This window comes from Streptomyces seoulensis, from assembly GCF_004328625.1.
Lineage (GTDB): Bacteria > Actinomycetota > Actinomycetes > Streptomycetales > Streptomycetaceae > Streptomyces > Streptomyces seoulensis.
Genome location: NZ_CP032229.1, coordinates 3945413 through 3968174 on the forward strand (window position 1 = coordinate 3945413; position 22762 = coordinate 3968174).

The window sequence follows — 22762 nt, forward strand, 5'->3', positions numbered from 1 at the left end:
CCCTCCCCGCCCCCACCGTGCAACCATGGTCCCTATGAACCGGCTAGCCGACGTGACCTCGCCGTATCTGCTTCAGCACGCTGACAACCCGGTCGACTGGTACCCCTGGGGGCCGGAGGCGTTCGAGGAGGCTCGGCGGCGGGATGTGCCGATTCTGCTGAGCGTGGGGTACTCCGCGTGCCACTGGTGTCATGTCATGGCGCACGAGTCCTTCGAGGACCAGGCGACCGCCGACTACCTGAACGAGAACTTCGTCAGTGTGAAGGTGGACCGGGAGGAGCGGCCGGACGTCGACGCGGTGTACATGGAGGCGGTGCAGGCGGCGACCGGGCAGGGCGGGTGGCCGATGACCGTGTTCCTGACGCCGGAGGCCGAGCCCTTCTACTTCGGCACCTACTTCCCGCCCCGCCCGGCGCACGGCATGCCCTCCTTCGGGCAGGTGCTGGAAGGCGTGCACCAGGCGTGGGAGGGCCGGCGGGACGAGGTCACCGAGGTGGCCGGGAAGATCACCCGGGACCTCACCCAGCGGGAGATCGTCCAGCAGGCGGCCGGGACGCCCGGCGAGGAGGAGCTCGCGCAGGCCCTCCTCGGGCTCACCCGCGAGTACGACCCCCAGCGCGGCGGATTCGGCGGCGCGCCCAAGTTCCCGCCCTCCATGGCGCTGGAGTTCCTGCTGCGCCACCACGCCCGTACCGGCTCCGAGGGCGCCCTCCAGATGGCGGCCGACACCTGCGAGCGCATGGCCCGCGGCGGCATCTACGACCAGCTCGGCGGCGGCTTCGCCCGCTACTCCGTGGACCGCGACTGGGTCGTACCGCACTTCGAGAAGATGCTGTACGACAACGCGCTGCTCTGTCGGGTCTACGCCCACCTCTGGCGGGCCACCGGCTCCGACCTCGCCCGTCGTGTCGCGCTGGAGACCGCCGACTTCCTCGTCTCCGAACTCCGCACGGAGGAAGGCGGGTTCGCCTCCGCGCTGGACGCCGACAGCGACGACGGCACCGGTCAGCACGTCGAGGGGGCGTACTACGTCTGGACGCCCGAGAACCTGCGTGCCCTGCTCGGGGACGCGGACGGCGACCTCGCCGCCGAGTACTTCGGGGTGACCGACGAGGGCACCTTCGAGCACGGCCAGTCCGTGCTCCAACTGCCGCAGGCGGAGCGGGTGTTCGACGCCGAGAAGATCGCCTCTGTGAAGGAGCGGATGCTCGCCGAGCGGTCCCGGCGCCCCGCGCCCGGCCGGGACGACAAGGTCGTCGCCGCCTGGAACGGCCTCGCCATCGCCGCCCTCGCGGAGACCGGCGCCTACTTCGACCGCCCCGACCTGATCGAGGCAGCCGTCGCCGCCGCCGACCATCTCGTCCGGGTCCACCTCGACGAGCACGGCCACCTCACCCGGACCAGCCGCGACGGCCGGGCCGGCGCCAACTCCGGGGTGCTGGAGGACTACGCGGACGTCGCCGAGGGCTTCCTCGCGCTGGCCTCCGTCACCGGCGAGGGCGTCTGGCTGGACTTCGCCGGGCTCCTCCTCGACCAGGTGATGACCCGCTTCACCGACCCGGAGAGCGGCGCGCTGTACGACACCGCCTCCGACGCCGAGCAGCTCATCCGCCGCCCGCAGGACCCGACCGACAACGCCACCCCCTCCGGCTGGTCCGCCGCGGCCGCCGCCCTGCTGTCGTACGCCGCGCACACCGGCTCCGACGCGCACCGGACCGCCGCCGAGCAGGCCCTCGGCGTGGTCAAGGCGCTCGGGCCGCGGGTGCCCCGGTTCGTCGGCTGGGGCCTGGCCGCCGCCGAGGCGCAGCTCGACGGCCCCCGCGAGGTCGCCGTCGTCGGCCCGTCCCTCACCGACGGGCGCACCGCCGCCCTGCACCGCACCGCCCTCCTCACCGGCGCCCCCGGCGCGGTCGTCGCGGTGGGCACCCCGGACGGAGAGGAGTTCCCGCTCCTCGCCCACCGCCCCCTGGTGGACGGCGCCCCGGCCGCCTACGTCTGCCGGAACTTCACCTGCGAGGCCCCGGTGACCGACCCCGACGCGCTGCGCGCGGCGCTGGACGGCGGCTGAGCCAACCGGGCGTCCCGTACGGCTACTTCCCGTACACCCGCGCCCGCTACGATGCGCCACCCGCCACCCGGTCGGGGTGGCGCATCCTGTGGGGGGAAGCCCGTGTTCGTGCTGTCCGTAGTGCTGCTCATAGCGGCCGTCGCCGTGTTCCTCGTCGGGCGCGGCAGAGCCGAGGCCGGCTGGAGGATCGGGGCCGCTGTCGGCGCCCTGGGTGGGGTCCTGGCCGGCCTGTTCGCCTGTCTTCATGTGGTCAGGGCCTATGAGGTCGGCGTCCCGGTGACGTTCGGCCGGGTCGGCACCCCGCTGACCTCCGGCATGCATCTGAAGTCGCCGTTCACCGACGTCACCTCCTTCTCCACCCGGCCGGTCGACCTCGACCTGGGCGGCGAGGACCGGGTGGAGGTGCGCTCCTCGCAGGGCGGGGTGCTGTACGCCGACGTCACCATCAAGTGGGCCGTCGTCCCGCGCAGGGCGGTCGAGCTGTACCGGCTGGCGGGCAGCGAGGACGCCGTGCAGGAACGGCTGGTGCTGCCGGACAGCCGCGAGATCATCCGCAACGTCTTCGCCCGGCACACCAGCGAGGAGGGGTACGCCTCCGCGCGCGAGCGGATCAGCGCCGAGATCGAGACCCAGGTGAAGGAGCGGCTGGCACCGCGCGGGATCGACGTGACCACCGTCAACCTGCGCAATGTGCGGCCGTCGAAGCAGTTGCAGGGCCAGATCGACAAGAAGATCCAGCAGGAGCAGGCCACCGAACGCGCCGTCGAGGCCGCGCGGACCGCCAAGGCGGAGGCCGAGCGCAAGCGGATCGAGGCCGAGGGCACCGCCCGCGCCAACAAGATCCTGGAACGCTCCCTCAGCGACAAGGTCCTCTACAACCAGTGCCTGGACGCCTATCGCGAGGCCGCCAAGGCCCACCCGGTGTACGCCGTCCCCTGCGGCAGCGGCTCCGGCGGCACCCCGGTCATCGTGGACGGTACGAAGAATTAGCCACCCGCTAGGACAACGCCGCCCGGAACCGCACCGCCTCCGCCACGATCGCCTCCAACTGCTCGTGGTGCGCCCCCTTCCAGTACGCCCGCCCGCACTCCCCGCACGCCGCGAACACGTCGTACGTGTCCCGCGTGCCGGCCTGGAGCCGGTCGGCCACCTGGGCCTTGGTGGCCGGGCGCAGCGGGCCGTTGCAGGCGGTGCAGCGGGTCCAGGGGGCCAGCTCCGGGGCGAACCGTTCCAGCACGTCCCGGAGCTGCTGCTCGGGCCGGGTGCTGTACACGTACCCCCCGGCCCACAGCTCGCGGCGGCGCAGCAGGCCCCGGTCCCGGCTGAGCAGGACCCGGCGTTCGGCCGCCGAGCGCGCGGCGAGCGCCGGGTCGCCGATGTCGGTGGACTCGTAAGCCGTGTCCACGCCGAGCAGGCGCATCCGGCGGGCCAGCGTGCCCAGGTGCACGTCGAGCAGGAAGCGCAAGGGTGCGCCGGGTACCTGCTGGGGGCGGGGGACCGGGCCGACGTGGACGGACTCGCCGTCGGCCGGGACGTGGGAGCGGGGGACCTCGCGGCCGTCCACGGTGAGGGTGCCGGCCTCGGTCAGCGGGATGCCGAGGGACTCCACGACATGACCGAGGGAGGAGACGCCGTCGGTGCCGAGTTCGGCAGAGCCCGCCCGGTGCGCGTGCGGCACGAACAGGTGCAGGTCCGGGGCGACTTCGAGGTGGATCACGGGTCCGTTCACCCGTTCAGGATGGCACGCGCCCCGAGCCGTCCCGTAGGGCCTCAGGCGTGCTGGTAGGCCACCAGCGAGATGCCGACGTAGTGCACGATGAACGCGGCCAGCGTGAGCGAGTGGAAGACCTCGTGGAAGCCGAACCAGCGCGGTGACGGGTTCGGCTTCTTGATGCCGTAGACCACGCCCCCGGCGCTGTAGAGCAGGCCGCCGACGACCACCAGGACCAGGACGGCGATGCCGCCGGTGCGCATGAAGTCGGGCAGGAAGAAGACGGCGGCCCAGCCCATGGCGATGTAGCACGGGGTGTACAGCCAGCGGGGCGCGCCGACCCAGAAGACACGGAAGGCGATCCCCGCGAGGGCGGCCGCCCAGATGCCCCACAGCAGCCACTGCTTGCTGCCCGGCAGGAGCAGCAGGGTGAGCGGGGTGTAGGTGCCGGCGATGATCAGGAAGATGTTGGAGTGGTCCAGGCGGCGCAGGACGCGGTCGGCCCGGGGGCTCCAGTTGCCCCGGTGGTACAGCGCGCTGACACCGAAGAGCAGACACGCCGTCAGGGCGTAGATCCCGCAGGCGATACGGCCCCGGGTGGAGTCGGCGAGCGCGGTGAGGACCAGGCCGGCGATGAGTGCGGCCGGGAACATGCCCAGGTGCAGCCAGCCACGGAGCCGGGGCTTGACGGGCTCCGGCACGGAGAGCGTGGGAACGGACGCAGTCATGCACCGCATCGTACCTACGGAACCGTAAGTTACGGATCAGACCCCCTGGGTGGGTGGCCGACGTCACGCCCCGCCAAGATCCATCGTCTCACGCCCGCGGGGGCTGTCACGCGCAAAGAATTCGCCATGCGCGCGCCAGGCGGGCGTAAAGGGGTGCGCATGTCAGCAGGGCGGACGCGGGACGCGCCGTTTCGGGGGTACTCGCTCACCTGTGACGCCCTCTGGACATATGCGCACTCGCACCGGATGATCAAATGAGTGCGGTCGGCACCGGATGAGCGGTGACCCTGATCGGGGTCGCCGTCCGGCATCCGGGCCGCAGCCCCCACGGGGCCGAGAAAATCCCTCACCCAGGGCAACGAACCCTCACTTAGGAGCGATCGTGGCGCGCGACAACGCGGCTCCCACCGTCATCCCGACCACCCATCAGGAACTGATCTCGTGGGTAGACGAGATCGCCGAACTGACCCAGCCGGACAACGTGGTCTGGTGTGACGGCTCCGAGGCCGAGTACGAGCGCCTGTGCGAGGAGCTCGTCGCCAAGGGCACCTTCACCCGGCTCGACCCCGTCAAGCGTCCGCACTCGTACCACGCGGCCTCCGACCCGACCGACGTCGCGCGGGTCGAGGACCGGACCTTCATCTGCTCCGAGAAGGAGGCCGACGCGGGCCCGACCAACCACTGGAAGGACCCCGCCGAGATGCGGGAGGTCTTCCAGGGGTCCGGCGGCGAGGGCGGCCTGTTCCGGGGCTCGATGCGCGGGCGCACGATGTACGTCGTGCCCTTCTGCATGGGCCCGCTCGGCTCCCCGCTCTCCGCGCTCGGCGTGGAGATCACCGACTCCGCGTACGTCGCCGCCTCGATGCGCACCATGACCCGCATGGGCAGCGCCGTGCTGGAGGAGCTGGGCGCGGACGGCGCGTTCGTCAAGGCCGTGCACACCCTGGGCGCCCCGCTGGCGGCGGGCGAGCAGGACGTGCCGTGGCCGTGCAACTCCACCAAGTACATCTCGCACTTCCCCGAGTCCCGCGAGATCTGGTCCTACGGCTCCGGCTACGGCGGCAACGCGCTGCTGGGCAAGAAGTGCTACGCCCTGCGCATCGCCTCCGTCATGGCCCGCGACGAGGGCTGGCTGGCCGAGCACATGCTCATCCTCAAGCTCACGCCCCCGCACGGCGAGCCCAAGTACGTCGCCGCCGCCTTCCCCTCCGCCTGCGGCAAGACCAACCTCGCGATGCTGGAGCCCACCGTCTCCGGCTGGAGTGTGGAGACCATCGGCGACGACATCGCCTGGATGCGCTTCGGCGAGGACGGCCGGCTCTACGCGATCAACCCCGAGGCCGGTTTCTTCGGCGTCGCGCCCGGCACCGGTGAGCACACCAACGCCAACGCGATGAAGACCCTGTGGGGCAACGCGGTCTTCACCAACGTCGCCCTCACCGACGACGGCGACGTGTGGTGGGAGGGCATGACCGAGGAGAAGCCCGCCCACCTGACGGACTGGAAGGGCAACGACTGGACGCCCGACTCGGACACCCCGGCCGCCCACCCCAATGCCCGCTTCACGGTCCCCGCCGACCAGTGCCCGATCATCGCGCCCGAGTGGGAGGACCCGCGCGGGGTGCCGATCTCCGCGATCCTCTTCGGCGGCCGCCGGGCCAGCGCGGTCCCGCTGGTGACCGAGTCCTTCGACTGGAACCACGGCGTGTTCCTCGGCGCCAACGTGGCCAGCGAGAAGACCGCGGCCGCCGAGGGCAAGGTCGGCGAGCTGCGCCGCGACCCCTTCGCCATGCTGCCGTTCTGCGGCTACAACATGGGCGACTACATGGCCCACTGGATCGACGTGGCCAAGGACAAGGACCCGGCGAAGCTGCCCCGGATCTACTACGTCAACTGGTTCCGCAAGGACGGCGAGGGCCGGTTCGTGTGGCCGGGCTTCGGCGAGAACAGCCGCGTCCTGAAGTGGATCGTGGACCGCCTGGACGGCCGTGCCGAGGGCGTGGAGACCGCGATCGGCGTGCTGCCGGCCAAGGGCTCCCTGGACACCGCCGGGCTGGACCTCACCGAAGCCGAGCTGGACTTCCTGCTCACCGTCGATGAGGAGGTCTGGCGTGAGGAGGCGTCCCTGGTGCCCGAGCACCTGAACACCTTCGGCGATCACACGCCGAAGGAGCTGTGGGACCAGTACCGGGCGCTGGTCGAGCGCCTCGGCTGAGTACGGTCAGCGGGCCGCGCTGAGTTCCCTCGGCGCGGCCAGCGCCGCCGTGTGCGCGTCCATCCGCTCGGCGGCCAGGATCGCGGCCGCCGTGTCCGCGCGGGAGGCGGCGACGACCAGGGCGCGGCTCGCCAGGGTGTGCGCCCGGCGGTGCAGCGGCGCCGGATCGGCGGCCGCTCCCGGCACCGCCCGTACCGGGGCCCGGCCGCCGCGCAGCCGGGCCACCTCGGCGGAGAGCCGCTCGGCGGCCGTGTCCAGCTCGGGACCGGCGGCCGGGCCGCGCAGCTCGTCGGTGACGGCGAGCAGGGCGGCGAGGTGTCCGGCCAGCTGGATGTCCAGCTCCTCGTCGCGCGAGCGGTGCGGGAAGTCCGAGGCCGCCGGGGTGCTGTGGACCGACTTGGTGCGGATCGGTTCGTACATGGGACGGCCTCCTCTGCGACAGGAAGCCATCCTAGCTTGGATTGAGTCTAAAGTTGAGCCGAGTCGGACCCAGGGGCGTCGCTACGGCTGGCCGTAGCCGTCCAGGAAGGTGCCGATCCGGGTCACCGCGTCCGTCAGGTCGGCCACGTTGGGCAGGGTGACGACCCGGAAGTGGTCGGGTTCGGGCCAGTTGAAGCCGGTGCCCTGGACCACCATGATCTTCTCCTGGCGCAGCAGGTCCAGCACCAGCCGCCGGTCGTCCTTGACCTTGAAGACCTTCGGGTCCAGGCGCGGGAAGAGGTACAGGGCGCCCTTGGGGCGTACGCAGCTCACGCCGGGGATCTGCGTGAGCAGCTCGTACGCCGTGTCCATCTGCTCCTTCAGCCGGCCGCCCGGCAGCACCAGGTCGTTGATCGTCTGGCGGCCGCTGAGCGCGGCGACCACGCCGTGCTGGCCCGGCATGTTGGCGCACAGCCGCATGTTGGCCAGGATCGTCAGGCCCTCCAGGTAGGAGTCGGCGTGCGCGCGGGGGCCGGAGACGGCCATCCAGCCGACCCGGTACCCGGCCACCCGGTACGCCTTCGACATGCCGTTGAAGGTGAGGGTGAGCAGGTCGGGGGCGACCTTGGCGGTGGGGGTGTGGACCGCGCCGTCGTAGAGGATCTTGTCGTAGATCTCGTCGGAGCAGACCAGCAGGTTGTGCCGGCGGGCGATGTCGGTCAGGCCCTTGAGCATCGCCTCGTCGTAGACCGCGCCCGTGGGGTTGTTCGGGTTGATGATGACGAGGGCCTTGGTGCGGTCGGTGATCTTGCGCTCGATGTCGGCGAGGTCGGGCATCCAGTCGGCCTGCTCGTCGCACCGGTAGTGCACGGCGGTGCCGCCGGACAGCGAGACGGCCGCCGTCCACAGCGGGTAGTCCGGGGCGGGTACGAGGACCTCGTCGCCGTCGTCCAGCAGGGCCTGCATGGCCATCACGATCAGCTCGGAGACGCCGTTGCCGATGAAGACGTGCTCGACGTCGGTCTCGATGCCTAGGGTCTGGTTGTGCATGACCACCGCGCGGCGGGCGGCCAGCAGGCCCTTGGCGTCGCCGTAGCCGTGGGCCGTGGAGACGTTGCGGAGGATGTCCTCCAGGATCTCCGGGGGGCACTCGAAGCCGAAGGCGGCCGGGTTGCCGGTGTTGAGCTTCAGGATGCGGTGACCGGCCGCCTCCAGTCGCATCGCCTCCTCGAGCACCGGGCCCCGGATCTCGTAACAGACGTTGGCGAGCTTGGTCGACTGGATCACCTGCATGCCCGCGAGCTTACGGGCCGCCCGTGCCCGGTGGGCGGTGTTTTCCACCACGTGTTCCGGCGCCGGTTCCGCCATGGTTCGCGGCGGTTTCGCATGAGTGGCCAACTCCTTTGGCGCGCGCATGCGTTGACGCCCGAGCGGGAAGAGGCCCCTCGGGTCGGCACTCTTGTCCTCTCTCATCCCTCTCGTGACAATGTGCATGACAATTCACGACGAGGGGACCCCCACATGAACAAGCCTCTCCTGGCCGCGCTCTCCGCCGTGGCGCTCGCCGGGTTCGGCGCGACCCCGGCCCTGGCCGCGCCGCAGGCCAAGGCGGTGACCGTCGACTTCGCCGGGACCGTGTCGCTCAGCAACTGTTCCGGCTCCGTCGTCCGGCTGCCGAACTCGGCGGACAGCGACCCCGCGCTGGTGCTGAGCAACGGGCACTGCCTGGAGACGGGCTTCCCGCAGCCCGGCCAGGTCATCACCGGCCAGTCCTCCAGCCGCACTTTCGGCCTGCTGAACTCGGCCGGCACCAAGGTCGCCACGCTCCGCGCCAACCAGGTCGTGTACTCGACCATGACCGACACCGACGTCACCCTGTACCGGCTGACCACCAGCTACGCGGCGATCAAAAGCTCGTACGGGATCAACGCGCTGCCGCTGAGCGACACCCACCCGGTGGCCGGGAGCAGCATCAAGGTCGTCTCCGGCTACTGGAAGCGGATCTACTCCTGCAACGCGGACGGGTTCGTGTACCGGCTGAAGGAGGGCGGCTGGACCTGGAAGGACTCGCTGCGCTACACCGCCGCCTGCGACACCATCGGCGGCACCTCCGGCTCCCCGGTGATCGACACCGCCACCGGCAAGGTCGTCGCCGTCAACAACACGGGCAACGAGGACGGCCAGTCCTGCACCGAGAACAACCCGTGCGAGGTCGACCAGAACGGCAAGGTCACGGTCCGCCAGGGCATCAACTACGCCGAGCAGACCTACCAGATACCGGCCTGCTTCACGACCGGCAACAAGCTCAACCTCAGCGCGTCCGGCTGCACGCTGCCCAAGCCCTGACAGCCCCGACCGTCACACCGGGGTACGGCGCACCGACCGGCCCGCCAGCACGTCGGTGCGCCGCCCGTCCTCGATGACGAACCGCCCGTCCACCAGGACGTGCGGAATCCCCGTCGGCAGCGTCCTCGGCTCCGCGAAGGTGGAGCCGGCGGCGACGGTGGCCGGGTCGAACAGCACCAGGTCGGCGCGGTGGCCCTCGCGCACCAGGCCCCGGTCCGGCAGCCGCAGCCGGGCCGCGGGCCGCGAGGTCAGCCGGGCCACGCACTCCTCCAGCGACAGCACGCCCAGCTCGCGGACGTAGGTGCCGAGGTAGCGCGGGAAGGTGCCGTAGGCGCGCGGGTGCGGCTTGGTGCCCTGGAGGATGCCGTCCGAGCCGCCGGTGTGCGCACGGTGCCGCATGATCGCGCGGACGTTGTCCTCGTGGCCGACGTGCTGGAGGATCGTGGTGCCGAGCCGGTCCTCGACCAGCAGGTGCCGGACCGTCTCCCACGGCTCCTCGCCGCGCAGGGCGGCCGCCTCCTTCACCGTGCGGCCCACGTACGCGGCCAGCGCCGGGTTGGTCACGCCGGAGATCTCGATCGTCTCCCACTCCGCCGGTACGCCGTGGCAGCCGTCGGAGCCGGTGACCTCCAGATGGTGCCGGACGCGCTCGGCGGTCGCCGGGTCGGTGAGCCGGGCCATGATCTGCGCCGGGCCGCCCTCACTCGCCCAACTGGGCAGCAGGGCCGCGAGGGTGGTGGAGCCGGGGGTGTAGGGATACGTGTCCAGGGTGAGGTCGGCACCCGCGTCCAGGGCCGCGTCGAGCAGGGCGAGCAGCTCGGGGGCGCGGCCCTCGTTGACGCCGAAGTTCATGGTGGCGTGCGCCAGGTGCAGCGGGCAGCCCGCCTCCCGGGTGAGGGCCACCATCTCGGCGTACGCCTCCAGGGCGCCCGCGCCGTAGGAGCGGTGGTGCGGGCAGTAGTAGCCGCCGTAGGAGGCCACCACCCGGCACAGCTCGGTGAGTTCGGCGTCGTTCGCGTACATGCCGGGGGTGTAGGTGAGGCCGGAGGAGAGGCCGACCGCGCCCTGTTCCAGGCCCTCCGCGACCAGCTGCCGCATCCGGTCCAGCTCGGCCGGGGTCGCCGGGCGGTCGTCCCAGCCGACGACCAGCGCGCGCACCGTGCCCTGCGGGATGAGGTAGGCCGCGTTGACCGCGATGCCCCGGTCGAGGCGGTCCAGGTACTCGCCGACCGAGCGCCAGTCCATGTCGAGGTCGTCGCCGTAGCCGTTCCAGCCGGTGATGGCCCGGCGGACCTCCTCCAGGGTGCGGTCGTCGACGGGGGCGTACGACAGGCCGTCCTGGCCCAGGACTTCGAGGGTGACGCCCTGGGCGGCCTTGGCGCTGTGGTCGGGGTCGCGCAGCAGGGCCAGGTCGGAGTGGGCGTGCATGTCGATGAAGCCGGGGGAGAGGACCAGGCCCTCCGCGTCCAGCTCGCGCCGGGCGCGCGGGCGCTGACAGCCCGCCGCCGCGGCCTCCTTGACGATGGAGACGATCCGGCCGCGGTCGACGACCACATCGGCGCGGTAGGCGGGCGCGCCGCTGCCGTCGACCACGTCGGCGTCCCGGACGACGAGTTCTTCCATGACGCTGACCTCCTAGAAGAACGTACGGACGTACTCGACGACCGTGCCGTCCGCCTCGGCCACCGGGATGAGCTGCCACTTGTCGAAGCTGGTGCAGGGGTGGGACAGGCCGAAGCCGATCCAGTCGCCCACCATGACATCGGCCTCGGGTGTGGTGGCCAGCCACATGTGCTGGTCCGACAGGGCGGTCACCGTGATGCCGGTGGCCGGGCGTTCCGTACCGTCCCGGCGTACGACCTGCGCCTCGGGCTTGTCCAGGTCGTAGGCGGCGTCCCGCTTGCCCGCGTTGACGAACGCCTGGCCGGGCTCGGGGCGGGAGACCACCTGGGCCCACAGCCGGAACGCGGGCTCCAGCGCGCCCTCCTCGGGCACCCGGTTGAAGGGGGTGATGCGGCGGTAGTGGCCGTCGTCGTGGGAGACGTAGGCGCCGGAGCGGAGCAGCTTCAGCACCGGGCGGGACAGCTCGGGGACCTCGGCGAACACCTCGGCCACCGTGTCGAACCAGGCGCTGCCGCCCGCGCTCACCACGATCTCCTCCGCCTTGCCGAAAAGGCCCCCGGCGTCCAGGGCGGCGGCGAGCGCGGTGAGCCGGCGCAAATAGGCCGCGACGCGCTCGGGGTCGGCCTTCGGCACCTCGCCCTCGTAGCCCGCAACGCCGACCAGGCGCAGGGTGTCGGTGGCGGCCACGGCGGCGGCGATCTCCGCGCACTCCGCCTCGGTGCGGGCACCGGTACGGGCGCCCTCACCGGCCGCCAGCTCCACCACCACGTCCAGCGGGCGGGCGGTACCGGTCAGGGCCGCGTCCATCAGCTCGACGCCGCGCACGGAGTCGACGTAGGTGACGAGGCGGAAGTCCGGGTCGGCGGCCAGCTCGGCGGCGATGCGGCGCAGGGCCGCCGCGTCCACCAGCTCGTTGGCGAGGAAGATCCGCCGGACGCCGAACTCCCGCGCCACCCAGACCTGATGGGGCGCGGCGACCGTGATGCCCCAGGCGCCGTGCTCGATCTGCCGGGCGAACAACTGGGGCGCCATCGAGGTCTTGCCGTGCGGGGCGAAGGCGAGGCCGTGCCGGGCGGCGTAGGTCTCCATCAGCGCGAGGTTGTGCGCCAGGCGCTCGGCGGACAGCGCGAGCACGGGGGTGGCGAAACCGCCGGTGAACAGGTTGCGGCGCTCGGCGGCCAGCTCGCCCACGGTCAGCCCGGCGGCGTCCGGCGGCAGGCCCTTGAAACGGTGGTCGACCCGTTCCCCGGCGAGCTGTGCCAGGGCGTCGGAACCGGTCTCACGGGCCATACGAGCCTCCTGATCAGCGTCGTTGCACTGTCTGCAACGTCCATTGCGTATATCGCTCCATGCTGTCTAACATCTCGGCCAACACGGGGTCAACGAAGTCGTCACCCCGGACCGACCTTCCGGATCACCGACGAGGAGCCGAGACCATCGTGACCGCCGACGGACCGGCCAGCACCGCCCTCGACAGCGCGGATGCCGTGGATGTCGTCGCCCTGGGCGAGTCCATGGTCACCTTCCTCCCCGACCGCCCGGGCCGCCTCGCCGACGTGCCCGCCTTCCGGCGGGGCATCGGCGGCGCCGAGTCCAACGTGGTCTGCACCCTCGCCGCCGCCGGACACCCGGCCCGCTGGGTCAGCCGGGTCGGCGCCGACGGCTTCGGGCAGCACCTGGTCGAGCGGATCGGCTCCTACGGCGTCGACACCGGCGCGGTCCGCGTGGACCCGGCCCGCCCCACCGGGGTCTACTTCCGCACCGCCGCCGACCGGGCCACCGACGCCCACGAAGTCGCCTACTACCGCGCCGGATCGGCCGCCTCCGCGATGGCCGTCGACAACACCGACCTCGCCGCCCTGGACGCGGGCCGCGTGCTGCACCTGTCGGGGATCACCGCCGCGCTGTCGCCGGGGTGCCGGGAACTGCTGCACACCCTGACCGCGCCGCGCGAGGGGCGCCCGGTGGTGTCCTTCGACGTCAACCACCGACCCGGCCTGTGGCGCGAGGCCGACGACGCCCTGGTGCTGCTGGACCTGGCCCGGCGGGCCGACATCGTCTTCGTCGGCACCGACGAGGCCGAGGACGCCTGGGGCACGCGGGGCGGGGTCGAGGCGGTCCGGCGCCTGCTGCCCGAACCACGGGTGCTCGTCGTCAAGGAGGGCCCGCTCGGCGCGACGGCGTTCGCGCGCACGCCCGACGGTGAGCGGACGGTGCGCGTGCCCGCCCTCACCGTCGACGTGGTGGCCACCGTCGGCGCGGGCGACGCCTTCGCCGCCGGCTTCCTCTCCGCCACCCTGCGCGGGCTCCCCGTACGCGACCGGCTGCGGCACGGCCACCTGATGGCCGCCGCCGCCCTCACCGTCCCCGGCGACCTCGCCGACCCGCCCGCCCGCGGCCACGCCGACCGGCTGGCCGCCCTGGACGAGGCGGCGTGGGGGAGACTGCGACTCGGCCCCGGCTGGACCGGTGCCGATCAGGTCCCCGAAGGAACGAGCACCGCATGAGCCAGACCGTCGACCGCGCCCTGAGCATCCTCCCGCTGCTCGCGGAGGGCCCCGCCGACCTCGGCCAGGTCGCCGAGCGGCTCGGGGTGCACAAGTCCACCGCGCTGCGCTTGCTGCGCACCCTGCACGAACACGGCCTGGTCTACCGCCAGTCCGACCAGCGCTACCGGCTCGGCGCCCGCCTCTTCGCCCTCGCCCAGGAGGCGATGGAGAACCTCGACATCCGCGAGATCGCCCACCCCCACCTCGTCCGGCTCAACGAGGCGTGCGGGCACACCGTGCACCTCGCCGTGCACGAGGAGAACGAGGTGCTCTACATCGACAAGGTGGACAGCCGCTACCCGGTGCGCATGTACTCGCGCGTCGGCAAGCCGGTCGCCATCACGGTCGCCGCCGTCGCCAAGCTGCTGCTGGCCGACCTGCCCGAGGGCGAGCGGCGGGCGCTGGCGGAGAAGCTCGAATACCCCCTGTACACGGCCCGTTCCACCCCCAACGCAGCTGCGTTCCTGCGCGAGTTGGAGAAGGTGCGCGAACAGGGCTGGGCCACCGACCTCGGTGGCCACGAGGAGTCCATCAACTGTGTCGCGGCCCCCATCCGGGGCGCCGACGGCCGGGTGGTCGCCGCGATGTCGGTGTCCGCGCCGAACGTCGTCGTCACCGCCGACGAACTCCTCACCCTGCTCCCGCGGGTGCGCCGCACGGCGGACGCGATCAGCGGCGAGTACTCCGGACGAACCCCAGTGAAGGACCCCACCGCATGACCGACAAGACCGCCCTGACCCCCAAGACCCACACGGTGCCGCCCGCGAAGTTCTCGCACGGCGTCCGGAAGGGCAACATCCTCCAGGTCGCCGGCCAGGTCGGCTTCCTGCCCGCCGAGGAGGGCAAGGCCCCCACCCCGGCCGGTCCCACCCTGCGCGAGCAGACCCTCCAGACCCTCGCCAACGTCAAGGTGATCCTCGAAGAGGGCGGCGCGAGCTGGGACGACGTGATGATGATCCGCGTCTACCTCACCGACGTGGACCACTTCGCCGAGATGAACGACATCTACAACACCTACTTCGGCGAGCAGGGCCTCACCCAGCCCCCGGCCGCCCGCACCACGGTCTACGTCGGGCTGCCCGCCGGGCTCCTGATCGAGATCGACGCGCTCGCCGTCCTCGGCTGACCGCCTCCCCGAAGACCGCACCACCCGCACGACGTACACGGCACGGCATCCCCCGCGGATGCCGTGCCGCGCTCCACCCTGCCCGAAAGCCAGATGTACTTACCTCACTCACGCAGAGGACCGCCCTCTCATGCCCCTTCCGCTCGCCGCACCCGCGCCCGCCGCGCCACCCCACACCGGAGGACTGCTCCTCCTGCTGGACGGCACCCCCGGCCTGCTCACCGTCGCCGGCCTCGGCATCGCCCTGCTGCTCTTCCTGATCATCAAGGTCCGGCTCCAGCCGTTCGTCGCGCTGCTCACGGTGTCCATAACCGTCGGCCTGCTCGCCGGTCTCTCGGTGACCGAACTCTTCGGCACCGTCCAGCGCTCCGACGCCGTCTCCACCATCGAGTCCGGCATGGGCGGCATCCTCGGCCATGTCGCCATCATCATCGGCCTCGGCACCATGCTCGGCGCGATCCTGGAGGTCAGCGGCGGCGCCGAGGTCCTCGCGAGCCGCCTGCTGCGGCTGTTCGGCGAGAAGCGCGCACCGCTGGCGATGGGCCTGACCGGCCTGATCTTCGGCATCCCGGTCTTCTTCGACGTCGGCATCTTCGTCCTCGCGCCGCTGGTCTACGCGGCCGCCAAGCGGGGCGGCAAGTCGATCCTGCTGTACTGCCTGCCGCTGCTGGCGGGCCTGTCCATGACGCACGCCTTCCTGCCCCCGCACCCCGGCCCGGTGGCCGCGGCCGGACTGCTGCACGTCCAGCTCGGCTGGGTCGTCCTCATGGGCGTCATCTGCGGCATCCCGGCGGTGCTGGCCGCGTGGGCGTTCTCCGCGTGGGTCGGCCGGCGCATCTTCGTCCCCGTCCCGCAGGACATGGTCGAGGCGGCGGAGGAGGCCCGTGAGGCGGTCCTCGCCGAGCAGCGCGCCTCGGGCGTGGAGCCCGCCGAGAAGCCGGTCCCGCTGGGCACGGTCCTCGCCATCATCGGTACGCCGCTGATCCTGATCCTCGCCGCCACCTTCTCCTCGGTCGCGCTGGACCCGTCCACCGTGCGCTCGGTGATCGAGTTCTTCGGGCACCCCTTCGTCGCCCTCACCATCGCCCTGGTGCTCGCCTACTACCTGCTCGGTATCCGGCGCGGCTGGTCCCGCAAGTCCCTGGAGAACGTCTCCACCGCCTCCCTGAAGCCGGTCGGCAACATCCTGCTGGTGGTCGGCGCGGGCGGGGTCTTCGGCGCCGTCCTCAAGGCCAGCGGTGTCGCCCAGGCGCTCTCGGACACCTTCCACGGCGTGGGCCTGCCGGTGATCGTGCTGGCGTACCTGATCTCGCTGGTGCTGCGGGTCGCCCAGGGCTCGGCCACGGTCGCCATCGTGACGACGGCGGGCATCGTCGCCCCGCTGCTGACCGAGGGCCACCACTCCCAGGCGTTCACCGCGCTGGTCATCATGGCCATCTCGGCCGGCTCCATCTTCGCCTCGCACGTCAACGACGGCGGGTTCTGGATGGTCGCCAAGTACTTCGGCATCACCGAACGCGACACGCTCAAGACGTGGACGGTCCTCGAATCGGTCCTCTCCGTCGCCGGGTTCGCGGTCGCGGCGGTGGTGAGCCTGTTCGTCTGACGGCGCCTTGGCCGGATACGACGGGGGACGTACCGGTGGGATACCGGCGGGAATGGAGCGCCGGGTGGTTCCGGCACAGGGAAGTCGTCCATACTGCCGCCGTGGAGCAGCGCATAGGATCGAACAGCCAGCCCCTGAAGGGCGAGCCCGTCACGGGTGCCGGGTTCGACCCGGCCTTCATCCCCGGTCTGACGGGCCCCGCCACCCAGGGGGAAGCGGAGGACGCCGAGCCGACGGCCCCGGCGGCCGACCCGGCCGAGGCGGAAGGGAGTTCGGCGCCTGCCGACGCCGTTCCGGAGGCCGAGGAGGCCGTATCCGAGGAGGAGTCCTCGCAGGAGGAGTCCGCCGAGGACGGGCCCGTCTTCGAGGCCGCCGACCGCCGGGCGCGGATCGTCGCGGACCGCCGGGGCGTGCGCCTCGGACTGGACGCGGAGGAGTGCGAGTTCAGCTGGCCGGAGATCGCCGCCGTGGAGACGGAGACGGCCCGGTTCGGCAAGCGGTTCACCGTCACGGTGCACACCCCGGACCGCCGCTGGTACCCGATCGAGATCGAGGCCGACTCCCGCTCGCGGTTCGCGGAGTGGGACGCCTCGATGGACGCGGTACTGGACGCCTACTTCGAGTCGGAGTGAACAACGGCGGTGCCCCGGCCGCCCTTTCAGGGGAAGCCGGGGCACCGCCCGTTTTCCGGTACCGCTACGACATGCCGTGCACGTGCGGACCGACCGCGCCGATCCAGGCGTTGCCCGCCGTCGCGTCCCAGTTGGTCGACCAGGTCATCGCGCCGCGCAGGTCCGGGTAGGTCCGGGACGGCTTGAAGGAGCCGCAGCCGGTGCCCTTGGCCAGGCAGTCCAGCGCGTTGTTCACCACGCTCGGCGCGACATAGCCGCTGCCTGCGCCCCGGGTGGAGGCCGGCACACCGAGACCTACCTGCGAGGGCGCGAGCCCGCCCTCCAGCTGGATGCAGGCCAGCGCGGTCAGGAAGTCCACCGAGCCCTGGCTGTACACCTTGCCGTCGCAGCCCAGCATCGAACCGCTGTTGTAGTACTGCATGTTGACGACCGTGAGGATGTCCTTGACGTTCAGGGCCGTCTGGAAGTAGGAGCCGGACGTCGACTGCATGTCGATCGTCTGCGGCGCCATGGTGATGATCAGCGACGAGCCCGCCTTCGACGACAGCGACCGCAGCGCCTGCGTCATGTACGTCGGGTTGAGCCCGTTCTCCAGGTCGATGTCGACCCCGTCGAACCCGTAGGTCTGCATCAGCGAGTACACCGAGCCCGCGAAGTTGTTCGCCGAGGCGGTGTCGCTGACCGCGACCGTGCCGCGCTCGCCGCCGACGGAGACGATCACCTTCTTGCCCGCGGCCTGCTTGGCCTTGATGTCGGCCTTGAACTGGTCGACCGTGTAGCCGTTCAGCCCGGCCGAGTCCAGGCTGAAGCTCACCGCGCCCGGCGTGGAGGTGGCGTCCGCGAAGGCGACCGCGATGATGTCGTAGGCCGAGGGCACGTCGGAGATCTTCTGCACGGCCGCGCCGTTGTTGAAGTTCTGCCAGTACCCGGTCACCGCGTGCTTGGGCAGGTCGCCCTTGGGCACCGTGCCGCCGCCGGAGGTGGTGGTCGCGTTCACGGTGGCCGACTTCGCCGACTCACCGGCCGAGTTGGTCGCCGAGACCTGGAAGGAGTACGAGGTCGAGGCCGCGAGCCCGGTGACGGTGGCCGAGGTGCCGCTCACCGCGGTCACCTTGGTGCCGTCGCGGTAGACGTTGTAGCCGGTCGCGCCGGACACCGTGTTCCAGGCCAGGGAGACCGAGGACGAGGTGGTGCCGGACACCGCGAGACCACCGGGCGCAGCGGGCTTCGTCGGCGCCGGGTCACCGCCCCCGCCGCCGTCCGGGCCCTGTACCTGCACGTCGTCGGCGTAGTAGGCGGCCTGCCCGTACCAGCCGTGGGTGTACACGGTCACCGAGGTGGTGGCGGAGCCGGTGGTGAACGTCGTGGAGAGCTGCTTCCACGACGAGCTGTCCGGGGTCCAGGTCGACACGTCGGTGGTGCCGGTGCCGGTCGCCCCGAGGTAGGCGTACCCGCCCTGCACCCACGCGCTCAGCGTGTACGTGGAGTTGGGCTTGACCGCCACCGACTGGGTGCACTGGGCGTTGTCCTGCCCGGCCGGGGTGGCCTTCAGCGCGGCGGAGCCGCCGTGCACCGGGGAGGAGACGGTGCTCCCGCTGCCCGCCGAGCAGGTCCAGTTGGACAGGCCCGACTCGAAGCCGGCGTTCCTGGCGTTGTTGACGTCCGCCGCCGAGGCGGGAGCGGCGGCCAGCCCCGCCACGGCGAGGGCGAGGGCGGCGGTCACCGACCAGGCACGGGCCCGGCCGCGCCCGCCGCGCGCGGGCATGACAGATACGAGGTCCAACTGGAGCCTCCAGTGGGGGAGATCGCGGGGAAGAGGGGATGAGCACCTCTGTGCGCCCACGTTGGTCCAGACCAATTCCGCTGTCAAGGGGTGGCGTACGGATCGCCCCTGACCTCGCCGCGCAACCTGTCCCGTTTTGAAGCAAGTTGTGCCCGGAGAGTTCCCCACGAGCTACACAAACGCTGTTCTCCCGTGATCCAGGCGTGGATACAGTGCTCACGTAGTCACGCAATGAAGTCGTCATGGCCCGAGGGGAACCGTGCCGGTGGGCCGGAGGGTGTGAGAGCGGGGGAGCCGCGCGTGCCAACTGCCATCGCCGTGACCAGTGCCGACCTGGCACTGCCGGCGCAGGACGAGCGGACCATGCCCGCCGTCGTGCTGCGCGACCTCGACAGCCGCCCGCTGGACCAGACCCTCTTGGAAGTCCAGGGCGTGCTCGACCAGTTCGGCTATCTGGTGGTCCTGTGCTCCAAGGCCACCCCGGAGCCCGTGCTGCGCCGGCTGCACACCCTGCGCTCCCTGCTGGAGAGCGACCGTATCGCCGTGTTCCGGCCGGAGTTACCGCCGCTCGGCGTCGCGGTCCTGGCCCGGCAGTTACGCCAGCTCGCCACCTGCGACCTCAGCCCCGGTGTGCTCGCCTCCGCCGGCCGACTGCTCACCCACTACATCCACGCCGGCGCGGTACTCGGCTCGGTAGCCCGCCTCGACCACGTGCCGGTCGGGCTCAAGGCGCACGCCAAGTCCTGGGTGCCCGGCGCCCAGTTCGCCGTCGTCGCCCATCCCGAGCCCCAGCTCGTCAAGGCCGTGCAGGGCGCCACCCTCAAGGGCCCCGAGTTCAGCACCTGGATGCTGCTCGCGCGAGGGCAGCTGCAGTCCGACTGGATCACGGGCTTCGCCAAGGACTGGGGCGTGCACGGACTGCGCGAGACCCCGCTGCCCGCCGAGTCGCCCGCCTGGTGGGGCACCGGCCGGATGATCGAGTTCTGCGGCTATCTCGCCGACCTCTCCGTGCTCTATCAACTCGTCACCTCGGTGAGGCAGTCGAGCTGCCACTGGTGCGGACTCGACGTCATCGGCGACCGCTGCGTCTTCTGCTCCGCCTCCCCGCCCGAGCACCCCTCGCCGCCGCCGCGCGCCCTCCAGGGGCGTACGCCCGCCTGAACCGATACGGACCCCGCTCCCGTCCCGCACGACCGAGTCCCCCAATGAGGTTGCACGGTTCATGAACTCCCGTCAGCGCCGCGGCGTCATACTCCTGATCCTCTCCGTCCTGTGCGCCCTCGGCGCCTTCGCGGGCGTGCTGTCCGTCATCAGCGACGTGCGCTCCAAGGTCGGCCCCGAGGTCACCGCGTACCGGGTCAAGTCCGCGGTCCAGCCGTACACCGCGCTCGGCGCGGACCAGTTCGAGAAGGTACGGATGCCCAAACGGTGGCTGTCCGCCAACGCCGTCACCGACCTCGCCCAGCTGCGCGGCAAGATCGCCGTCACCACCCTGCGCGCGGGCTCCCTGCTCCAGACCGACATGGTCGTCGACCAGCCCGAACTCCGGCCGGGGCAGCAGGAGGTGGCCATCATGATCGACGCGGCCACGGGTGTCGCGGGAAAGATCACCCCCGGCGCGAAGGTCAACGTCTACGCCACCTTCGAGGGCAAGAAGGAGAGCGACCCCGACCAGTCGAAGATCATCGTCACGGACGCCCGGGTCCTCGACGTCGGCAAGATCACCGCGCTCGACCCCGACCGGGACCGCGACCAGCAGCGCCGGCCCACCGAGGCCGTCCCGATCACCTTCGCGCTGTCCGCCCTGGACGCCCAGCGCGTCACCTACGCCGAGTCCTTCGCCCAGCGGGTCCGGCTCGCCCTGGTCGCCCCCGGGGGCGAGTCCGCGATACCGGACCGCGAGCGCACCTATGAACTAGCGACGGACAAGTGAGAGGCGGCCCGCATGCCCACCAGGATTCTGCCGGCCGGCGCGGACCCGGACGCCGTACGGTCCCTCACCACCCTGCTCAGCCAGCTCCCCGACGCCGAGCCGGTCCCGCCGGTCACCGACTCCACCCGGCTGATCGACACCCTGGCGCGGCTCGCCGCCGAGTCGGTCGACGAGCTGCCCGAGGTCGTCGTCGTCCATGAACGCATCGGTCCCGTACCGGCGCTGGAGCTGATCCGGGAGATAGCGCTGCGCTTCCCGGCCGTCGGCGTCATCCTCGTCACCACCGACGCCGGGCCCGCCCTGTTCGCCGCCGCGATGGACGCGGGTGCCCGTGGCCTGGTCGGGCTGCCGCTGGCGTACGAGGACCTCGCCCACCGGGTGCAGGCCGTGGCCCAGTGGTCCAGCGGGGTGCGCCGCCACCTCGGGCACGGCGGAGCCGACGTGCTCAGCGGTCCCGGCGGCACGGTGATCACGGTCAGCGGGGCCAAGGGCGGCACCGGCGCCACCACGGCCGCGCTCCAGCTCGCCCTCGCCGCCCAGGCGTCGGGCCGCGCCACCGTGCTGGCCGACCTCGACCTCCAGACCGGTGACGTGGCGTCCTTCCTGGACATCCAGTTCCGCCGCTCGGTCGCCGACCTCGCCGCCATCGCCGACATCTCCCCGCGCGTCCTCGCCGACGCCGTCTACCGCCACGACACCGGGCTCGCCCTGCTGCTGGCGCCCGGCGAGGGCGAACGCGGCGAGGAGGTCACCGACCGCGCCGTCCGCCAGATCATCCACGCCCTGCGCGCCCGCTACGAGGTCGTCGTCCTGGACTGCGGCGCCCAGCTCACCGGGGCCACCGCCGCCGCCGTGGAGGGCGCCGACACCGCGCTGCTGGTCACCACGCCCGACGTGGTCTCGGTCCGCGCCGCCAAGCGGACCGTGCGGATGTGGGACCGGCTCCAGATCCGCAAGGCCGAGGAGACCACCGTGGTGGTCAACCGGTACACCCGGGTCACCGAGATCCAGCCCGCGCTGATCCAGCGCATCACCGGCACCGCGCTGGCCCGCACCACCGTGCCCGCCGCCTTCAAGGAACTCCAGGGCGTGGTGGACGCCGGCCGCGTGCACGAACTCGACGCCCGCAGCACCGTACGCCAGGCCCTGTGGGCCCTCGCCGGGGAACTGGGCCTCGCAAAGGCCGCCGACGGCCCCGCCCACCGGGGCGGCCGCCAGCGCGGCGGCGACCGGGGCGCCGTGGGCTTCCGGCGGCGGAAGGAGTAGGCATGAGGCGCCGCGGCAGGTTACGGGGAGACCGGGGGCAGGTCGCCGTCGAGTTCCTCGGCATGACCCCGACGATCGTGCTGACCCTGGTCCTGATGTGGCAGTGCGTGCTGGTCGGCTACGCCTTCACGCTGGCCGGGAACGCCGCCGACGAGGGGGTACGGGCCGCCACCGCCGCACCTCGGGGCGCCCGGCAGGGGGCCTGTTCGGACGCCGCGCTGAGAGACCTGTCCGGGGCGTGGCGGGACGGCGCGTCGGTGAGCTGTGGAGGCAACGGCTTCGTCACCGCCGACGTGAAGCTGAAGGTCCCCGTGCTCTTCCCCGGCTTCATCGACTTCCCGGTCACGGTGCCCGGCCACGCCGGTGCCGTCGAGGAGGTGAAGGACTGAGATGTGCCGCAGCCGTACGCGCCCCCGTGACCGGGGGCAAGTAGCCATCGAATACCTGGGGTTCGTCCCCGTCCTGCTGATCGTCGGGCTCGCCGGCATCCAGATCGGCGCCGTCGCCTACGCCGCCGAGCAGGCCGGTACCGCTGCGCGGGCCGGGGCGCGGGCCGCCTCGCTGGAGCAGGGCGCGCAAGGGGCGTGCGCCGCCGCCGTCAGCGGGGGGCTCAGCGTGTCCTGCGCGGAGGGCGGCGGTGGCGACTCGGTCACCGTCACCGCGACCGTCAAGATCCCCCAGATCGTGCCCGGCTGGAGCCTGGGCACCGCCGTCAAGTCCGCCACCATGCCGCTCGACCACTGAGGAGGGCCGCCC

At 71.9% G+C, this 22762-nt stretch carries 21 protein-coding genes; 14 read left to right on the forward strand and 7 right to left on the reverse strand.

What is annotated here, in order from left to right; genetic code table 11:
* Nucleotides 1–34: 34 nt before the first annotated feature.
* Complete coding sequence (locus D0Z67_RS18480) at nt 35–2068, forward strand: thioredoxin domain-containing protein (RefSeq protein ID WP_031180938.1); 2034 nt, start codon at nt 35–37, stop codon at nt 2066–2068.
* Nucleotides 2069–2176: 108 nt separating this feature from the next.
* A complete protein-coding gene (locus D0Z67_RS18485) occupies nt 2177–3058 on the forward strand; it encodes a prohibitin family protein (RefSeq protein ID WP_234312726.1) in 882 nt (293 codons plus the stop codon).
* Nucleotides 3059–3065: 7 nt separating this feature from the next.
* Here D0Z67_RS18485 and D0Z67_RS18490 read toward each other — a convergent pair whose 3' ends face one another.
* Nucleotides 3066–3797 carry a Mut7-C RNAse domain-containing protein gene (locus D0Z67_RS18490; protein WP_031180940.1) on the reverse strand — a complete coding sequence of 244 codons (732 nt, stop codon included), beginning with the start codon at nt 3795–3797 and terminating at the stop codon, nt 3066–3068.
* 41 nt (nt 3798–3838) lie between these two features.
* Nucleotides 3839–4516, reverse strand: coding sequence for a PAQR family membrane homeostasis protein TrhA (gene trhA, locus D0Z67_RS18495; protein WP_031180941.1), 678 nt, complete (start codon nt 4514–4516; stop codon nt 3839–3841).
* A 373-nt stretch (nt 4517–4889) separates the two neighbouring features.
* Between trhA and D0Z67_RS18500 the strand changes: the two genes are divergently transcribed.
* Nucleotides 4890–6722, forward strand: a complete 1833-nt coding sequence (locus D0Z67_RS18500) for a phosphoenolpyruvate carboxykinase (GTP) (protein ID WP_031180942.1) — start codon at nt 4890–4892, stop codon at nt 6720–6722.
* A 6-nt stretch (nt 6723–6728) separates the two neighbouring features.
* On the opposite strand, the gene D0Z67_RS18505 is transcribed toward D0Z67_RS18500, so the two are convergent.
* Both D0Z67_RS18505 and D0Z67_RS18510 read right to left on the reverse strand, forming a co-directional pair.
* Nucleotides 6729–7142: an SCO4983 family protein gene (locus D0Z67_RS18505; protein ID WP_031180943.1), complete on the reverse strand. Its 414-nt coding sequence runs from the start codon at nt 7140–7142 to the stop codon at nt 6729–6731.
* Nucleotides 7143–7223: 81 nt separating this feature from the next.
* Nucleotides 7224–8435: a pyridoxal phosphate-dependent aminotransferase gene (locus D0Z67_RS18510; RefSeq protein ID WP_031180944.1), complete on the reverse strand. Its 1212-nt coding sequence runs from the start codon at nt 8433–8435 to the stop codon at nt 7224–7226.
* Between the two features lie 228 nt (nt 8436–8663).
* Here D0Z67_RS18510 and D0Z67_RS18515 point away from each other — a divergent pair, with 228 nt between their 5' ends.
* Complete coding sequence (locus D0Z67_RS18515; RefSeq protein ID WP_031180945.1) at nt 8664–9488, forward strand: trypsin-like serine peptidase; 825 nt, start codon at nt 8664–8666, stop codon at nt 9486–9488.
* Nucleotides 9489–9500: 12 nt separating this feature from the next.
* Here D0Z67_RS18515 and D0Z67_RS18520 read toward each other — a convergent pair whose 3' ends face one another.
* Together D0Z67_RS18520 and D0Z67_RS18525 are read right to left on the reverse strand one after the other, a co-directional pair.
* The gene (locus tag D0Z67_RS18520) at nt 9501–11111 is read right to left on the reverse strand and encodes an N-acyl-D-amino-acid deacylase family protein (protein ID WP_031180946.1); all 1611 of its coding nucleotides are present in this window, start codon (nt 11109–11111) and stop codon (nt 9501–9503) included.
* 12 nt (nt 11112–11123) lie between these two features.
* Nucleotides 11124–12401 (reverse strand): alanine racemase, encoded by a 1278-nt coding sequence (locus D0Z67_RS18525; protein WP_031180947.1) that lies wholly within the window; start codon nt 12399–12401, stop codon nt 11124–11126.
* A gap of 149 nt (nt 12402–12550) precedes the next feature.
* Between D0Z67_RS18525 and D0Z67_RS18530 the strand changes: the two genes are divergently transcribed.
* The 5 genes from D0Z67_RS18530 (at nt 12551) to D0Z67_RS18550 (ending at nt 17024) form a co-directional block, all read left to right on the forward strand.
* Nucleotides 12551–13618 carry a sugar kinase gene (locus D0Z67_RS18530; protein ID WP_031180948.1) on the forward strand — a complete coding sequence of 356 codons (1068 nt, stop codon included), beginning with the start codon at nt 12551–12553 and terminating at the stop codon, nt 13616–13618.
* Nucleotides 13615–14379, forward strand: coding sequence for an IclR family transcriptional regulator (locus D0Z67_RS18535; protein WP_031180949.1), 765 nt, complete (start codon nt 13615–13617; stop codon nt 14377–14379). Before D0Z67_RS18530 ends, D0Z67_RS18535 begins: the two co-directional genes overlap by 4 nt.
* Complete coding sequence (locus D0Z67_RS18540) at nt 14376–14786, forward strand: RidA family protein (protein ID WP_031180950.1); 411 nt, start codon at nt 14376–14378, stop codon at nt 14784–14786. Before D0Z67_RS18535 ends, D0Z67_RS18540 begins: the two co-directional genes overlap by 4 nt.
* Before the next feature lie 130 nt (nt 14787–14916).
* The gene (locus D0Z67_RS18545; protein ID WP_031180951.1) at nt 14917–16392 is read left to right on the forward strand and encodes a GntP family permease; all 1476 of its coding nucleotides are present in this window, start codon (nt 14917–14919) and stop codon (nt 16390–16392) included.
* Nucleotides 16393–16493: 101 nt separating this feature from the next.
* The gene (locus tag D0Z67_RS18550; protein WP_031180952.1) at nt 16494–17024 is read left to right on the forward strand and encodes a hypothetical protein; all 531 of its coding nucleotides are present in this window, start codon (nt 16494–16496) and stop codon (nt 17022–17024) included.
* A gap of 64 nt (nt 17025–17088) precedes the next feature.
* Here the strand turns inward: D0Z67_RS18550 and D0Z67_RS18555 are convergent, their stop codons facing one another.
* Nucleotides 17089–18789 carry a chitinase gene (locus D0Z67_RS18555; RefSeq protein WP_031180953.1) on the reverse strand — a complete coding sequence of 567 codons (1701 nt, stop codon included), beginning with the start codon at nt 18787–18789 and terminating at the stop codon, nt 17089–17091.
* Nucleotides 18790–19038: 249 nt separating this feature from the next.
* On the opposite strand from D0Z67_RS18555, the gene D0Z67_RS18560 reads away from it, so the two are divergent.
* The 5 genes from D0Z67_RS18560 to D0Z67_RS18580 all read left to right on the forward strand — a co-directional run bounded on the left by D0Z67_RS18560 (nt 19039) and on the right by D0Z67_RS18580 (nt 22750).
* Nucleotides 19039–19968, forward strand: coding sequence for a hypothetical protein (locus D0Z67_RS18560; protein WP_051887641.1), 930 nt, complete (start codon nt 19039–19041; stop codon nt 19966–19968).
* A gap of 61 nt (nt 19969–20029) precedes the next feature.
* Nucleotides 20030–20740 (forward strand): Flp pilus assembly protein CpaB, encoded by a 711-nt coding sequence (gene cpaB, locus D0Z67_RS18565; RefSeq protein WP_031180955.1) that lies wholly within the window; start codon nt 20030–20032, stop codon nt 20738–20740.
* A 12-nt stretch (nt 20741–20752) separates the two neighbouring features.
* The gene (locus D0Z67_RS18570; protein ID WP_031180956.1) at nt 20753–22006 is read left to right on the forward strand and encodes a CpaE/TadZ family protein; all 1254 of its coding nucleotides are present in this window, start codon (nt 20753–20755) and stop codon (nt 22004–22006) included.
* 2 nt (nt 22007–22008) lie between these two features.
* On the forward strand, nt 22009–22395 hold the full coding sequence (locus D0Z67_RS18575) for a TadE/TadG family type IV pilus assembly protein (RefSeq protein ID WP_031180957.1): 387 nt from the start codon (nt 22009–22011) through the stop codon (nt 22393–22395).
* Nucleotide 22396: 1 nt separating this feature from the next.
* Nucleotides 22397–22750: a TadE/TadG family type IV pilus assembly protein gene (locus tag D0Z67_RS18580; protein ID WP_031180958.1), complete on the forward strand. Its 354-nt coding sequence runs from the start codon at nt 22397–22399 to the stop codon at nt 22748–22750.
* The last annotated feature ends 12 nt before the right edge of the window (nt 22751–22762 follow it).

Coding starts and splice junctions, on each gene's coding strand:
- D0Z67_RS18480 (WP_031180938.1), top strand. CDS start 35: ATGAACCGGCTAGCCGACGTGACCTCGCCGTATCTGCTTCAGCACGCT.
- trhA (WP_031180941.1), bottom strand. CDS start 4,516: ATGCGGTGCATGACTGCGTCCGTTCCCACGCTCTCCGTGCCGGAGCCC.
- D0Z67_RS18505 (WP_031180943.1), bottom strand. CDS start 7,142: ATGTACGAACCGATCCGCACCAAGTCGGTCCACAGCACCCCGGCGGCC.
- D0Z67_RS18510 (WP_031180944.1), bottom strand. CDS start 8,435: ATGCAGGTGATCCAGTCGACCAAGCTCGCCAACGTCTGTTACGAGATC.
- D0Z67_RS18515 (WP_031180945.1), top strand. CDS start 8,664: ATGAACAAGCCTCTCCTGGCCGCGCTCTCCGCCGTGGCGCTCGCCGGG.
- D0Z67_RS18520 (WP_031180946.1), bottom strand. CDS start 11,111: ATGGAAGAACTCGTCGTCCGGGACGCCGACGTGGTCGACGGCAGCGGC.
- D0Z67_RS18525 (WP_031180947.1), bottom strand. CDS start 12,401: ATGGCCCGTGAGACCGGTTCCGACGCCCTGGCACAGCTCGCCGGGGAA.
- D0Z67_RS18535 (WP_031180949.1), top strand. CDS start 13,615: ATGAGCCAGACCGTCGACCGCGCCCTGAGCATCCTCCCGCTGCTCGCG.
- D0Z67_RS18540 (WP_031180950.1), top strand. CDS start 14,376: ATGACCGACAAGACCGCCCTGACCCCCAAGACCCACACGGTGCCGCCC.
- D0Z67_RS18545 (WP_031180951.1), top strand. CDS start 14,917: ATGCCCCTTCCGCTCGCCGCACCCGCGCCCGCCGCGCCACCCCACACC.
- D0Z67_RS18555 (WP_031180953.1), bottom strand. CDS start 18,789: ATGCCCGCGCGCGGCGGGCGCGGCCGGGCCCGTGCCTGGTCGGTGACC.
- D0Z67_RS18560 (WP_051887641.1), top strand. CDS start 19,039: ATGAAGTCGTCATGGCCCGAGGGGAACCGTGCCGGTGGGCCGGAGGGT.
- cpaB (WP_031180955.1), top strand. CDS start 20,030: ATGAACTCCCGTCAGCGCCGCGGCGTCATACTCCTGATCCTCTCCGTC.
- D0Z67_RS18570 (WP_031180956.1), top strand. CDS start 20,753: ATGCCCACCAGGATTCTGCCGGCCGGCGCGGACCCGGACGCCGTACGG.
- D0Z67_RS18575 (WP_031180957.1), top strand. CDS start 22,009: ATGAGGCGCCGCGGCAGGTTACGGGGAGACCGGGGGCAGGTCGCCGTC.
- D0Z67_RS18580 (WP_031180958.1), top strand. CDS start 22,397: ATGTGCCGCAGCCGTACGCGCCCCCGTGACCGGGGGCAAGTAGCCATC.